At 36.6% G+C, this 13,193-nt stretch carries 13 protein-coding genes; 8 read left to right on the top strand and 5 right to left on the bottom strand.

The genetic code is table 11. The features are described from left to right. The first annotated feature begins 160 nt into the window (after positions 1 to 160). From DK415_RS09310 to DK415_RS09275, 8 genes are all read left to right on the top strand, one after another. Positions 161 to 823 carry a TnsA endonuclease N-terminal domain-containing protein gene (locus DK415_RS09310; RefSeq protein WP_109433394.1) on the top strand — a complete coding sequence of 221 codons (663 nt, stop codon included), beginning with the start codon at positions 161 to 163 and terminating at the stop codon, positions 821 to 823. After that, positions 816 to 2,735, top strand: coding sequence for a Mu transposase C-terminal domain-containing protein (locus DK415_RS09305; RefSeq protein WP_109433393.1), 1,920 nt, complete (start codon positions 816 to 818; stop codon positions 2,733 to 2,735). Before DK415_RS09310 ends, DK415_RS09305 begins: the two co-directional genes overlap by 8 nt. After that, positions 2,735 to 3,628 (top strand): TniB family NTP-binding protein, encoded by an 894-nt coding sequence (locus DK415_RS09300; protein ID WP_109433392.1) that lies wholly within the window; start codon positions 2,735 to 2,737, stop codon positions 3,626 to 3,628. Before DK415_RS09305 ends, DK415_RS09300 begins: the two co-directional genes overlap by 1 nt. Next, positions 3,586 to 4,704, top strand: coding sequence for a TniQ family protein (locus DK415_RS09295; RefSeq protein WP_109433391.1), 1,119 nt, complete (start codon positions 3,586 to 3,588; stop codon positions 4,702 to 4,704). Before DK415_RS09300 ends, DK415_RS09295 begins: the two co-directional genes overlap by 43 nt. Then, on the top strand, positions 4,665 to 6,128 hold the full coding sequence (locus tag DK415_RS09290) for a hypothetical protein (RefSeq protein ID WP_109433390.1): 1,464 nt from the start codon (positions 4,665 to 4,667) through the stop codon (positions 6,126 to 6,128). Before DK415_RS09295 ends, DK415_RS09290 begins: the two co-directional genes overlap by 40 nt. A 116-nt stretch (positions 6,129 to 6,244) precedes the next feature. After that, positions 6,245 to 6,469 carry a tRNA delta(2)-isopentenylpyrophosphate transferase gene (locus DK415_RS09285; RefSeq protein WP_109433389.1) on the top strand — a complete coding sequence of 75 codons (225 nt, stop codon included), beginning with the start codon at positions 6,245 to 6,247 and terminating at the stop codon, positions 6,467 to 6,469. Positions 6,470 to 6,760: 291 nt separating this feature from the next. Beyond that, complete coding sequence (locus tag DK415_RS09280; protein WP_109433388.1) at positions 6,761 to 7,420, top strand: DNA adenine methylase; 660 nt, start codon at positions 6,761 to 6,763, stop codon at positions 7,418 to 7,420. Positions 7,421 to 7,435: 15 nt separating this feature from the next. Continuing rightward, the gene (locus DK415_RS09275; protein ID WP_109433387.1) at positions 7,436 to 8,263 is read left to right on the top strand and encodes an 8-oxoguanine DNA glycosylase; all 828 of its coding nucleotides are present in this window, start codon (positions 7,436 to 7,438) and stop codon (positions 8,261 to 8,263) included. Here DK415_RS09275 and DK415_RS09270 read toward each other — a convergent pair. From DK415_RS09270 to DK415_RS09250, 5 genes are all read right to left on the bottom strand, one after another. Next, positions 8,198 to 8,884, bottom strand: a complete 687-nt coding sequence (locus DK415_RS09270) for a nitroreductase family protein (RefSeq protein ID WP_109433386.1) — start codon at positions 8,882 to 8,884, stop codon at positions 8,198 to 8,200. The two genes, DK415_RS09275 and DK415_RS09270, sit on opposite strands and share 66 nt — an antisense overlap. Then, entirely contained in the window at positions 8,868 to 9,464 is a 597-nt protein-coding gene (locus tag DK415_RS09265) for a 7-cyano-7-deazaguanine synthase (RefSeq protein ID WP_109433385.1), read from the bottom strand. Before DK415_RS09265 ends, DK415_RS09270 begins: the two co-directional genes overlap by 17 nt. A gap of 35 nt (positions 9,465 to 9,499) precedes the next feature. Next, positions 9,500 to 10,747: a PfkB family carbohydrate kinase gene (locus DK415_RS09260; protein WP_109433384.1), complete on the bottom strand. Its 1,248-nt coding sequence runs from the start codon at positions 10,745 to 10,747 to the stop codon at positions 9,500 to 9,502. A gap of 9 nt (positions 10,748 to 10,756) precedes the next feature. After that, the gene (locus DK415_RS09255) at positions 10,757 to 11,107 is read right to left on the bottom strand and encodes a hypothetical protein (RefSeq protein ID WP_109433383.1); all 351 of its coding nucleotides are present in this window, start codon (positions 11,105 to 11,107) and stop codon (positions 10,757 to 10,759) included. A gap of 227 nt (positions 11,108 to 11,334) precedes the next feature. After that, positions 11,335 to 13,080 (bottom strand): hypothetical protein, encoded by a 1,746-nt coding sequence (locus DK415_RS09250; protein ID WP_109433382.1) that lies wholly within the window; start codon positions 13,078 to 13,080, stop codon positions 11,335 to 11,337. Between the last annotated feature and the right edge of the window lie 113 nt (positions 13,081 to 13,193).

The raw sequence follows: 13,193 nt of genomic DNA, 5'->3' as shown, positions 1-13,193 counted from the left end.
TGTCAAAGTTACAAATAAGTGGCATAATCGGCAAAACTTAGAACGATAGAATAAGGCTTTAGCCTATTTTTTTACACTTAGAAGATACTATTTAATGACACAAAAGCTATAAATAACTGTCAAAATATATTAAAAGATACCAATAAAGGTCAAATTATTCATGAAAACAGAATCCACTTTCCAACAGGTTCGTAAAATAAAACCAACACGCCTTAGCGTATCAGGTTTACTCCCTTTTAAAGATGGAGTAAGCATTCCTTACGAATCTACGCTTGAGCGAGATCTCTTGCTTTATTTTACTTATATGCCTGCGGTAGAGGAAATCATTTCTCAACCTGTTCGCATTCTGTTTGTGAAAAATAGAATGACTTATCCTTACACGCCTGATTTCTTTATTCGTTTCAATGATGGACGACCATCGCTTTTGATTGAGGTAAAACCGAAATCAAAATGGCAAGAACATTGGCGTGATTGGAAAGAAAAATGGAAAGCGGCAATGGCATTTTGTAAAAAGAACGAGTGCATCTTCCATGTTTATGATGAAGATAAAATTCGTCATCTTGCATTATTCAACATTAACGCGGTTCAACGTTATAAGCGATTACAGTGCGATCCAGAAGATATTGAAGCGGTACTCACCCAAGTTAAGTTACACGGCAATACAACAATAGATTTTCTGCTCTCTCGATTATTTACAGGCTCACTTTATCGAACCAAAGGATTACAGATTATCTATCACTTATTGGCAACCAAGCAACTGACTTGCAACTGGTTTGAGCCATTATCTGAATTTACCGAAGTTTGGGGGTATTCAAATGACTAAGGGATTTATTCATACACGCTATCACGGTCGATTAGAGCGTGGTCGTCTCATTTTGCAAAAAGGCAATGTTTATGTAAATCGCGAAGATGGTGAACAATATGAGCTGATTGAGTATTTAGATGAAGATGCACAAGTAATGATCCGAAATCTTCATACGCGCCAAAGTAAGATTGTCAGTATTCATCAGCTTGAGAATTTAAAAGTGAATGAACGCGAAGATGTTTCTGTTGATTTAAGTGCAATCAGTGACGAATACTGGGAAAAAGCGTTAGAAAAATATGAAATGATTAAACCGTTGCTTAATTACGAGCAACATTGTCCTGCTTCTGTAAAAGAACGAGCAAAAGAAGTCGGTGTGAGTGATCGAAGTTTATATCGTTGGATTCAAGCATACAACTCTCTCGGCTCCATCGCTGGTTTAGTAAGTCGCAAGCGTGGCTGGGCGGAAGGTAATTCACGTTTAAGTAAAGAGCAAGATGAATTGGTAACAGCGGTTATCAATGAGTTTTATCTACATAAACAACGCCCAACGATTGAGCAAACGATCCGTGAAGTACAACGTGTCGCCAGTCAAAAAGGACTTGATAGCCCAAGTCGTCGCACAATCCGACAACGTATTTTGCGTATTTCAGAAGAAGAAAGATTGCGTAAACGCGGGCAGAAAGAGAAAGCGAAAAATAAATTTACGCCGAAGCCAAACAGTTTCCCTAACGTAGATTTTCCTTTAAGTGTTATTCAAATCGACCATACGCCTGTTGATTTAATTATCGTGGATAACCAGTATCGTAAGCCGATTGGCAGACCTTATTTAACATTGGCAATGGATGTATATAGCCGAATGATTACTGGGTACTATCTATCGCTTGATGCACCGTCGGTAACATCGGTTGCAATGTGTATTGCTCGCAGCATTTTGCCGAAAGAGCGACTGTTACTAGATCATAATGTAAAAGGTGAGTGGGCGGTATTCGGTTATCCGAATAAAATTCATGTTGATAATGGTGCAGATTTCCGCTCGCTTGATTTATCAAAATCTTGTGAGGCACACGGTATAGCCCTTGAGTTCCGCCCTGTTGGTCGTCCTGAGTTCGGCGGACATATTGAGCGTGTAATCGGTACGTTTATGAAAGAAGTTCACGGTTTGAGCGGTACAACATTCTCTAACACGAAAGAGAAAGATACTTATCAATCGGAAGCTGAAGCCGTGATGACCTTAGATGAATTTGAAACATGGCTAGTTAACTACATTGTAAACGTGTATCACAAACGGACTCACTCTGCTTTAGGTATGTCGCCTGTTCAAAAATGGAAATTAGGGATTTTTGGTGATAAAGATCACGTTGGTTGTGGTTGTCCGCAACTGCCTGTTAATGAACAAACGTTATTACTTGATTTCTTACCAAGCGAAAAACGAACTATTCAGCATAATGGCGTAACGATTGATGGTTTACGTTACTACGATGTGGCACTTAATATGTACATCAATGATTCCGATGAAAGCGGTAAGAGCAAGGAATTTTTATTCCGTCGTGACCCTCGTAATATCGGCAGGATTTGGTTCTATGATCCGAAGTTGAAACGTTATTTCCCGATTCCGTTTGCCGACCAGTCTTTACCTGATATGAGCATTTGGGAATACAAACAGGTTCGTCAGTTCTTGAAAGATAAAGATGAAAAACTCATTCACTCGCAGCAGATCCACGATGCATTAACTGAAATGCGTGAATTGGTTGAACAGTCTGCACTGCGGACGAAGAAAGCTCGCAGACTGGCTCAACGGCAGAAAGTCCACGCGAAAAGTAAGGTAGTGATCCCAACAAGTTTACCCGAAAGCAAACCAACAGAAACAGTCAAAACACCTGCTTCTAACTTGTTTTTAGATAATGATTTCACATTTGGGGAGATTGAGTAATGGAAAAGAAATATGAGTATGTTCACGAAAAATTCCGTCATTTAGTTACCGCAAGCAATCAGGAACGGATTGAGTTTTTAGATGAACCCCGCTGGGTTGGTTATGCTGTTGCAAATAAGATTATTGATAATCTGGTTTCTTTGATGAATAAGCCAAAACGCCCTCGTATGTTCAATTTATTGGTAGTCGGTGATTCTAATAATGGTAAAACGACGCTTATTCGACATTTTTATGATTTGTACGGCATACCTTTTGTAGATAGTCAATCGGACGGCATACGCCCCATTATTTTGGCAGAAGCGCCACCGAGTGCAAATGAAAAAGAGCTTTATATCTCGTTGCTGGAACGTTTCTATGTACCTTACCGACCAACGGATAGCGTAGCTAAATTACGTTACCAGACGATTCACTTATTCCGTGAATATAAGGTGAAAATACTGATTATTGACGAATTTCATTCGTTGCTTGTAGGAACACCACGCTTGCAACGCCAAGTGATGAATGCGATTAAAATGTTATGTAATGAGTTGCAGATTCCGATTGTAGGCGTAGGCACAAAAGATGCAATTCGTGTTTTACACACCGATCCGCAACACGCCAGCCGCTTTGATGTTGCTGAATTGCCAACATGGAAATTGGATAAGGATTTTCAAAAGCTACTCTTCCAATTTCAAGGTATTTTGCCATTGAAGAAATGTTCTAATCTGCAATCGCCAGAGTTAGCAACCAAAATCCATACGATTTCAGGGGGTAACTTAGGTAACGTGCATCGTTTATTAACCGCGTGCGCTGTTGAAGCGATTACAACAGGCACAGAACAAATTACATTAGACATTATTGAGCATAACTCATGGGTACAACCAACGCAGGGCTTACGAAAAATTATCGGATAAAATCAGGGATTATTAGAACGCCACTCTATCCGAATGAAAGCATCAGTTCGTGGCTTATTCGTGCTGCTTTAGATTGTGGTACAGAGCCGATTACATTTACAGGGTTTTATTGGGATAAGTGGCGATTATGGACCTATGATTTAGATAGAGGATTTGAGCCGATAACACCACAGATTTATGAAGATATTACAGCATTATCACTTAATCAGCAGGTAAACTTAACCAGTCATTCGCTTTATTCCGTATTGAAACCGATTAACGGAGAAAGCACCCTTATTAAAGGTCAAGCGAAGTGGGTGATTTCAAGAGGTTCACGCAATCGCTCATTCCGAGTCGGTCAATCTTATTGCCCTTATTGCTTAGAGGAAACGCCTTATTTGCGTAATGAATGGCGTTTTGCATGGCACTTTGGTTGTTTGAAACATCAAGTTTTACTTGAATCTAAATGCCCTTGTTGTGGCGAAATGTATCAACCGCATTTGCTTTCAGTAGAGAAACGACAACTAAACTACTGTCATCAATGCGGTGAGAAATTACAGGTCGTTACAACACCGCTTAATGAAGCAGAAATCGCAACGGTGGAAACACTTGATAACGTGTTTACGACTAATTCAGGTGAATGTTTTGGAAAACGTATGGATGCACAAATATACTTTGCTATATTGCGTTACTTCATCAATCTTATTCGGCGTGTAGCGGTTGCAAAATCCACCCACGCTTTTGCTAGATTTGTGGAACAATGCGGTATCTCGCAAGCGGAAATATGTCAAACCAAAACCGCCCTTGCGTTTGAGCAGCTTCCTGTTGAAGAGCGCAAGAATCTACTGGTAAACGCGATTAAAATCCTAAAATTATCCAGTAAGGATTTCATTCAAGCTATTCAGCAAAGCTGTATAACACAAAAGGCATTAGCCTTTGAAAAGTACCCTACGGAGCTTGATACACTCTTTAAATATGCACTAGAAGGCAAAACTGTAAGCCGTAAAACAATAACCAATAAACCCAAGACCGATTCTGTTTTAAGTCTAAACCGTCAATGGGAACGCTTAAAACGGCAGTTAAAAATCGCAGCATGAAAATCACCAAAATTCGCTCTCAAAAGAGAAATAGTTGCTCTATTTGTGGCAAAGCTCAAGTTACACGCAAGTTCCAAGAGGAATATTATTGCGCGAATTGCTACGCGCAATGGTTTCAGAAAAAAACTTGTAAGCGATGCGGACAACTCAAACGTATTCATCGCGAGGGCGAACTTTGTCTTGAGTGTGAGAAATTAACAGATTGCGTACGCTGCGGTAAAGAAGCAGGTACATTTGAAATCGGCATGATAAGTCGTTACGGTGCGGTGTGTGGTTCTTGCACTCGTTATTTCCGAGAGGAAATAGAATGTTCAGAATGTGGTAAAATGACACGCGATAGATACCGTTCACCAGTAACAAATGAATCTGTCTGTTTGCAGTGCTATCGTCGATATACTTTTGCAACTTGTAAGAATTGTCGCCGTTATCGCAAGGTTCACAATCAAGAGAAACAATTATGCAAGAAATGTGACGAACAGTTACTTTCCACTTGCCCGAAATGTAAAAGTGAAATGCCATCTGGTTACGGTAATGTTTGCCCTGATTGCGCAAGACGAAGTTTATTGTTCAATATGATTCGTCTGAATGGACATATCTTGCGTAATAAAGCAGTTAAAACCGCCTACAAGAAGTTCATTTTCTGGTATATGCGAAAATGCGGTATCAGTGTCGCTTTGCACAAAGGGACAGATTTTATGCGATTCTTCATTGATTGTGATGAAATTTGGCAACAAATCCCTGATTATGCAGAGCTAGTTACACACTTTAAACCGAATAGATTACGCGCCAATTTAACGGTGTTACGTTGGTTGCTTGATACTAATCAGATTATTGTTGATGAAGCGTTAAAAGATGATTTAGCGGAATTAGAACGCATACAAGCCCTCTTTAACAAACTTAAAGAGTCCGTGCCTTGTATTGCAAGCTATTATCAGAAATTGCAACGGCGATGTGATGAGGGGAAAACTTCACTTAAATCAGTACGATTAGCCTTACAGCCAGTAATAGACTTAGTCAGCGCTAACGAGATTACGGACTACCCGACACAAGACCAGCTAAACCAGTATCTTGTGGAAAAATCAGGTCAAACGGCAGCTATAACAGGTTTTATCAATCATTTAAAATCGGAGTACCACCGAGAGCTTGAAATCGATCGTAAGCTGATTCAACAAATTAAGACTAAACAACTTAAAAAACATTGTTCTCAAAGGCTAGTTGAACTCTATAAAAAGTTGGAGCTTACTGAAAACGAAAAAATAGAATTAATTTATGTGGTGCTATACAGTCTGCATAGTACAGAGGTCAAAAAACCTAAACGAGACAATATCTTACTAGTTAATGGTGTAGCCTACTACCGTAGCGAAGATAAGGATTATTTCCTACCGCAAGATATCTATCAGCGCATAAAACCGCAGTTTTTGTAAGAAAAAATTTTATTTTTGCGATCTCGCTCGAAAAATTGAAATGGATTTCTCGACAGAAATTGCTCGACTGCTAAAGTAGCGCCCAGTTATCAACCATCAAACTAACTGGAGCTTATATGAACAATATAAACAACGAATCTACTTTGTCTCTTAAACAACAATTCAAGCTATGGCTTGAACAAGAACAAAAAGATGATGGAATGATCGCCTTTGCAACGATTCCGCATATTTTAAGGCGGTTTGATAGCTGTTTAGCTATCATCAAAGGCAATCAACTTGAAAAACGTTATCTACGTGAGTGGCGTGAGGCTTTCCGCATAGATAGAAAACTTTTTAATTAAAGCTACCATGGCTGCTCATGTGGAATATTAAGCAGCCATTTAGCTTTCACTTAGAAAATGTATTTACGAGCTATAAATCTCACTAATAATTTTGTCAATTTCATTGTAACTAACTTTCTGTAATGGTTCAAAATCCTGCAACATCGCAAAGACACATTTAATGTGTTAAACACATCTGTTTCGCTTCAAACATCATTAGTGACAAATTCCCTAGCACCGAATGAGACCCTAAATATTTGACATCATCTTCAAATATGGAGATAATTATTCTAATTGGTAGACGGAGGGAATATGACATATCCAGGTGGAAAAGGTAAATGTTTCCAAAAAATCATTAACTTAATGCCTCCGCATGACGTATATATTGAAACTCATCTTGGTAGTGGTGCAGTACTGCGAAATAAAAAACCAGCACTAAAAAATATTGGAATAGATCTAGATTCTGATGTTATTCAATCATGGAGTGGTTATTCTCCTGAAAATCATAAGTTTTTTAATAATGATGCATTGACGTTTCTAACTAAGTACCTGTTTACTGGGAAAGAGTTAGTATATTGTGATCCTCCATATGTTCTTTCAACTAGAAGAAGACAAAAAATATATAAATATGAATACACTGATGAGCAGCATGGGGAGTTATTGGATTTATTATGCAAAATCCCTTGCATGGTTATGATTTCTGGATATGAAAATGAGTTATATGACGAGAAATTATCACTTTGGAGAAAAGAAAAATTTTTTTCTAAAACTCATAATGGAGTGAGAGAGGAATGTGTGTGGCTTAATTTCCCCCCTGCTGACAAACTACATGATGCTTCTTTTTTAGGAGCTAATTTTCGAGAAAGATATACTATCAAAAAACGCCTTAATCGTTTGATTCAAAAATTTGAGTTAATGGATCCGATTGAGCGAGATTATATTTTGGAAATACTTAATAAAAAATATATCTAAAGTAGGTTTATAAAAATGAAACAAATAGCAGCTGTTTTTTCAGATAGTTCTTGTATGCAGTTATTATCCCTCCCCGCCCCAGAGAATGAGGTTCTTCCAGGTGTGGTTTGGGGGAAAATTGAACAATTTCCTTCTCCAGCCTATTGGTATTACCGAGTATTATCTAACCGAGAATTAAATAACACTCCCAAATACCGGCTGGGAGAATCATTTATTGAAGAAGTATGCGCTTGTCTTTTAGGTGGGTATGGTATACCTGCATATGTTGGTTTAGCAGCGTTTCATTACCTAAAATCTCAGAATGTATTTTCTGATATGCCAACAGATAAAGAAGTCATTTTTAACTTACTTTCTAACCCATTAGAAATTAATGGTAAAAAAGTTAAATATCGTTTTGCAAAACAAAAATCATATTATCTTGCTGAAGCTCTAAAATTTCTGAAAGAAACCAGCCCTCGATTTGACAGTGGTAAACAATTAAGAAATTGGCTATTACAAATACAAGGAATTGGTTATAAAACGGCGTCTTGGATAACAAGAAATTGGCTTGATGCTGATGATGTCGCTATCTTAGATGTCCATATATTAAGAGCAGGAAGGATAGCTAAGTTTTTTGACACTAATTTAACAGTTGAGAAAAATTATTTAAAGCTAGAGGAGCAGTTTTTAGAATTTGCTCAAGCACTTGGGGTGCGTACTTCAGAATTGGATGCTACTATTTGGTATGATATGATGCTAACAACAAATATATTTAGAAAAAGAAAGAATACTCAGGCATTATCGTGGGACAGGATTTCTACCGAAAATAGCAACTCCTACTCCAAACAAATTAGATTGTTCTGATAATTTGCTTACCCATGGCTCACCAGTAATTCCTAGGGGGCAGAATGACATGTTAAGGTATGTAGCAGCCATATGTAATCCACATAGTAGGATGCCTGAATCTCTCCAAATTAAACTATCTGGGTTATTATATTTAGCAGCTGTTTTCCCGTATTCAGCTCCCAGTAATACTATTGTTCCATCTTGAACATCCACTATGGTGCTTACCTCTTTTCTTATCGTATTTACATCAATTTCTGATTGAACAGCATTCAGAGTAAAGCTAAAAGGGTCAAATCTTAACAAATTTTTGTGGAGATTCGATATTAAGAAGATATGAATAGGATGTATCGCTCCTGCTGATGGAATGGGCCTTTTGGATAATAAAAAACCATATTCACTGTTAGATAAAGACTTCACGATATTAGTTAGGTATAAAATATTAGCAATATCTTTAAGTTGTATCTCTGAAAAAGTATAATTAGAACATCTATTAAGAATTACTTTCTGAAAGTCAATTTTTTCTTCAATTTCCACATATTGATAGAGTGAATATGCAGTTTCTTCATCCCAAGTAATTGGCATATAAGGAATAATAGTTTTTTTGGGGATGGGTATGCCTAAATCAGTCCATTTTTTCATAAATATGACTCCATACCTCAAAATATTTATTACACCCTCTACACTTACCGCAGGCTATATTAGACTTATGACAGCTGTGTGCCCACGAGAGAAATGATTTTGGAACCCCAGAGGTTATTATTAATTCCTCCGTTGTCAAATGAATAGCTGGAGCTTTTATCCTTATGCGTCCTTCTTGCATACTCACAAGATGATCCATTGCATCTATAAATTCTGGACTACCATCAATGTGATAACTATCAGATTTCACGCTACCTATCCATAACTCATCTATATTTAATGAGATTGCTTTCATCACTGCTAATGTTATTAACATTTGATTCCTATAAGGCCACCAATCGGTAGATGGGGCATTTACATTTTGTTGGCTCCCTAATAAATCTCCTGAACCCAGAGCAGAAAGATCAACATTAATAACATGGTGCTCAATTTTTAATTCTTCACATATTTTCTTTGATACGGCTATTTCTGTTTTGGCTGCACGCTGACCATAATCTATGGTAAACGCCACATTTGGCCTTTTCCACCAAGCTAGACTAAGGGAGTCCATTCCCCCAGATAATAAGATAGCGGACTTCATTTTATTTTTTCCTTAGAAATTAGTTAATCTTTTTACTATAATTTTTGGCTTTCCCATAGGGTACGGTAAATAGCACTTACATAGTCTTTAATAACTATACAGCTCGTCCCTTCCATCATTTTTAAGTCTTCTGATTTTTCATTTTCATTATAGATAATAACAGGTTTATTCTTTGCTCTAGCGTATCCTATTTCAAAAATAGTCCCAGAATCTTTTCCATCAAAGATGGCAAATATAATATCTGAATTATTTATTCCATCTATATCTTTAGGTGCGACCGTTTTAGCATCTCCAACTCCAATTTCATGATACGGTGAAAATACTATTAAACCCATCTCGCTTAGTAATCTTCTGGTTTCATTTATAAGCCATATCTGTGAAAGAGTGAAAAAAGGACCAGCTAAATATACAGTTACTTTTTTCTCAGAATGTCTATGTGTTATGGGTTGTACTCGATTTTTCCAGTTAGTAAATTCCTCAAAGCTTGGATATCCTCTTGTTTCACAATAATAGGCTGTGGCTTTAGAAGCTAACTCTGCAGCTTCAGTAGGTGTTTTTCCTTCAGATATCCATTGATATGCAAAATGGGCGGAGAAACAATCACCAGAGCCTATTTTCCATATGTTTTCTGTAAGATAACAAGGAATAGTATTCTTTTCAAAACCTCCATTATTTAGCTTTTGATAAATATCGGCTCCCCTAACCCCTTGTTTGATTATGACTATTTTAACTTTGTTTTCAATTAAATTATTGGCAATGTCATCTAAGGATAAATTTCTATCTTTTGTTAATTTATATGCCTCATTTATATTTAAAATAATAGCAAGTTCATTTGCTGTTGAACCATTTTCAAAGAAGTCCTTAGGAGAAACTGGGTTTTGAGGATCATAAACAACTTTATTTCCAGAAATAATAGGATTTCCTTCAAGCATTCCAAATACAAGAATATTATCTTCTATAATTTTATTTTGTTGAGTGAATTCAGTTGTTATTGAACTAATTTGAGGAGTGGATAATCCGTGTAAATAGTGAAATTTCACTGGGTTATGATTTTCTTTTAAAGAAGTACATATTTTGAATGGGGTATTATAAATTCCTGCTCTTGCTTGTAAAATGTTAGCACCCTCTTCATTTAAACAAGAATATAACTTTGTAGTACAGCCTAAGGATTGTAGAACTGATAGAGCTCTTCCTCCAGAGCCATATAATTCATCCCAATGTGGCCAAACACACTGTTCAGTATATACACCACCAATAACAGTAATACATTTATTATTTGACATAATTAAAACTCAGATATGTTTGATAGATACTTTAACTTGTCCTGCAATAATATTTTCCACGATAGCTATATAATTGTGACCGTTCTCCATGCAAGTGAGGAGTTGTGGAAGTACAATTCCCCCTGCTATTTCATCATTTTTGTATGCTTCAATAGATGTAAACCCTTCTTGTTTGTTTATCTGTAAAGTTAAATGATCTCCAATAAGTAAGTTTTCTATAACTTTGGGTTGTGGTGATATTAATTGGGTACTTTTTTGTAGTAATTCACATGGTGACGCACTATTACCTCCTTCAAAGCCTCCCATACCATTATTAAAGATCGGGTTATTTGAGAAATCACTGTTACCGCTGCCAGACATATGTATTCTCCCTATAAGATAATTATTTAAAATATTTTTACTACTATACTTCATTTATTTTTATTGATAGTAAATATTAACCTAAAGATATTGTGATGTGAATCACATTTTAAATTAATTTTCACTTCTCCAATATTATGGAATAATCCTATTTTCTTTCTTTTTAGCCGAAATATAAAATTGTTAAAAAGATAACGTAAGATTTTTTTATTCATTACTCTCTTGTGTTAGAGCAATTTACTGATACCGTTCCAAACCCAATTATTATTTGTCTTTTTAGCCTCCTTGTGTCTAAATAACGACATTTTACCGTCCTTAGAATCCACATAATCGCTACTTACGCCTTCGCTTGATATAATTTCAATAAACAGCTTAAACAAGTTCTCATCCTGGCTCTGAATATCTACTTCACTTGATAAGAACTGTTGTATATTTTGCGGTTCGTAAACCACGCTACTAAATCCTGAGTTTTCTTTTTCGTTTCTCGCAGGAAAACTTAGCACAAAGAATGTTCTTTGTTGCACATCTACTCGCAATATTAACGCTGCGGCTGGATAGTATTGTTCCAGAGAATCAAGGATTTCTTCTAATGAAACTAACGTAAACTTATCATTTTCATTAAACCCTAGTTTAGGTGTGTACCAATAGACCTTCACACCTTGTTCGTTGCGTAGGCGTTTAGCGTGTTCCCAAACGGTATCGAGGCGTGATTTACCTTCAATTTCTTGATTACTAGGAATGTCATAGAAACAGTTAGCAATACCTGTATTACCTGTTTTTCCTTGTTTTTCACCTACTCCGTAATTCTCTGGTTCATCGTAGTTTAAGAATTTTACTTTGCCGCTTTTTTCCACTTCTTGAACAAGCTGAACACGGTTAATCACTCTCTCTTCGCCGAGTAATTTCAGATGTTCAATAACATCAGCCGTCACAAGGTTATTTACGTTATCTAATGCAATGTCGAGCTTTTCAAGTTCATGTTCTCGTTCTTGTTTTCTCGTTCTGTATTGAGGTTCACCGCCTTTTTGCTCCTTACCATCTTTGCTTGTTTTTATCGCAGAATGGTAATAAAGGTTAATTGGCTCGCCTTGTGGTTGGTTAACCCCTGTAATTTGGCAGCAAAGCACTGAATTTCCTAACTCAATACCATAGAATGAGAGCATGATTGGTTTGTCGTGCCAACAAGGAATGCGATAGTGCGGTCTTTCTTGACCTTTAGAAAAGATGATTTTAGTCGTTATATCTTTTACGACTGTTTTTGTGTAAGCGTCATATTTCAAGTGATAAAGAAACACCGCGTCTTTTGTGGAAAGGTTATTCGGTACGAACACGCCTTTTTCTTTGAAAGATTCATTCAGGTGTAATTTCTTCTCAACCTTACTCCAGTTGTCTGTAATCAAGATGCGTTTTAACTCACTTGAATAACCATAGTGAGCCATAAAGAAGTGTAACGGATGAACAATATAAGACTTACTATCACCTTCAGGCTTAATAACAAGTAACTGATTTCCATCGCTTTTAAATGTTTTCAAATAAGCTGAATGAACGTATTTATCTGCTTCAAATGGATGAGATTCCTTATTTACCCAAAGTGGCTCATAGGTTAATCCCTCACTCTTTGAAAAGGTAACTTTAAACTCTTTAAGTTTAAACTTATATTCCGACTCACCATTCTTCCAAATACTGCCGAATGGAATTTTATGCAGGTAGTTGATAGGTAAAGCAATCTTAAAGAAACTTTGGCATTCTTCACCTGTTTTCTTGTTTGTATAGGTAGGATTGGTTAAATTGATAAAAGTGACTTCAACGAGTGTTTTAGATTTATCTAGTGAAAGACGGTTTTCATACCAAGTGGCAACGTACTCATGTTCTTTATTGTAAAAACCGCGAAGAGGTTTTTCAAAATACTTTTCTAAATTAAGCGAACAACGCCAGCGAACTCTCTCTAAATTATTCTTGTCGAAATATGACATAATCCACTTCCTTTTCAGTCACTTAAACTTAAATAGGTAAGTAGATTATAAATGATTTGGATTATAAGGCGACAATTATTTGTATCGTTTGACAGAAATTTGTATTTTTAACA

Source organism: Aggregatibacter segnis (genome assembly GCF_003130075.1).
GTDB lineage: Bacteria > Pseudomonadota > Gammaproteobacteria > Enterobacterales > Pasteurellaceae > Aggregatibacter > Aggregatibacter segnis_A.
The sequence above is the reverse complement of the archived record's forward strand: the minus strand, read 5'-3'. Positions and strand labels throughout refer to the sequence as shown.

What these genes read in the sequence shown, in the direction of transcription:
- DK415_RS09310 (WP_109433394.1), top strand. Translation starts at nt 161, where the DNA reads ATGAAAACAGAATCCACTTTCCAACAGGTTCGTAAAATAAAACCAACA.
- DK415_RS09305 (WP_109433393.1), top strand. Translation starts at nt 816, where the DNA reads ATGACTAAGGGATTTATTCATACACGCTATCACGGTCGATTAGAGCGT.
- DK415_RS09300 (WP_109433392.1), top strand. Translation starts at nt 2,735, where the DNA reads ATGGAAAAGAAATATGAGTATGTTCACGAAAAATTCCGTCATTTAGTT.
- DK415_RS09295 (WP_109433391.1), top strand. Translation starts at nt 3,586, where the DNA reads ATGGGTACAACCAACGCAGGGCTTACGAAAAATTATCGGATAAAATCA.
- DK415_RS09290 (WP_109433390.1), top strand. Translation starts at nt 4,665, where the DNA reads ATGGGAACGCTTAAAACGGCAGTTAAAAATCGCAGCATGAAAATCACC.
- DK415_RS09285 (WP_109433389.1), top strand. Translation starts at nt 6,245, where the DNA reads ATGAACAATATAAACAACGAATCTACTTTGTCTCTTAAACAACAATTC.
- DK415_RS09280 (WP_109433388.1), top strand. Translation starts at nt 6,761, where the DNA reads ATGACATATCCAGGTGGAAAAGGTAAATGTTTCCAAAAAATCATTAAC.
- DK415_RS09275 (WP_109433387.1), top strand. Translation starts at nt 7,436, where the DNA reads ATGAAACAAATAGCAGCTGTTTTTTCAGATAGTTCTTGTATGCAGTTA.
- DK415_RS09270 (WP_109433386.1), bottom strand. Translation starts at nt 8,884, where the DNA reads ATGAAAAAATGGACTGATTTAGGCATACCCATCCCCAAAAAAACTATT.
- DK415_RS09265 (WP_109433385.1), bottom strand. Translation starts at nt 9,464, where the DNA reads ATGAAGTCCGCTATCTTATTATCTGGGGGAATGGACTCCCTTAGTCTA.
- DK415_RS09260 (WP_109433384.1), bottom strand. Translation starts at nt 10,747, where the DNA reads ATGTCAAATAATAAATGTATTACTGTTATTGGTGGTGTATATACTGAA.
- DK415_RS09255 (WP_109433383.1), bottom strand. Translation starts at nt 11,107, where the DNA reads ATGTCTGGCAGCGGTAACAGTGATTTCTCAAATAACCCGATCTTTAAT.
- DK415_RS09250 (WP_109433382.1), bottom strand. Translation starts at nt 13,080, where the DNA reads ATGTCATATTTCGACAAGAATAATTTAGAGAGAGTTCGCTGGCGTTGT.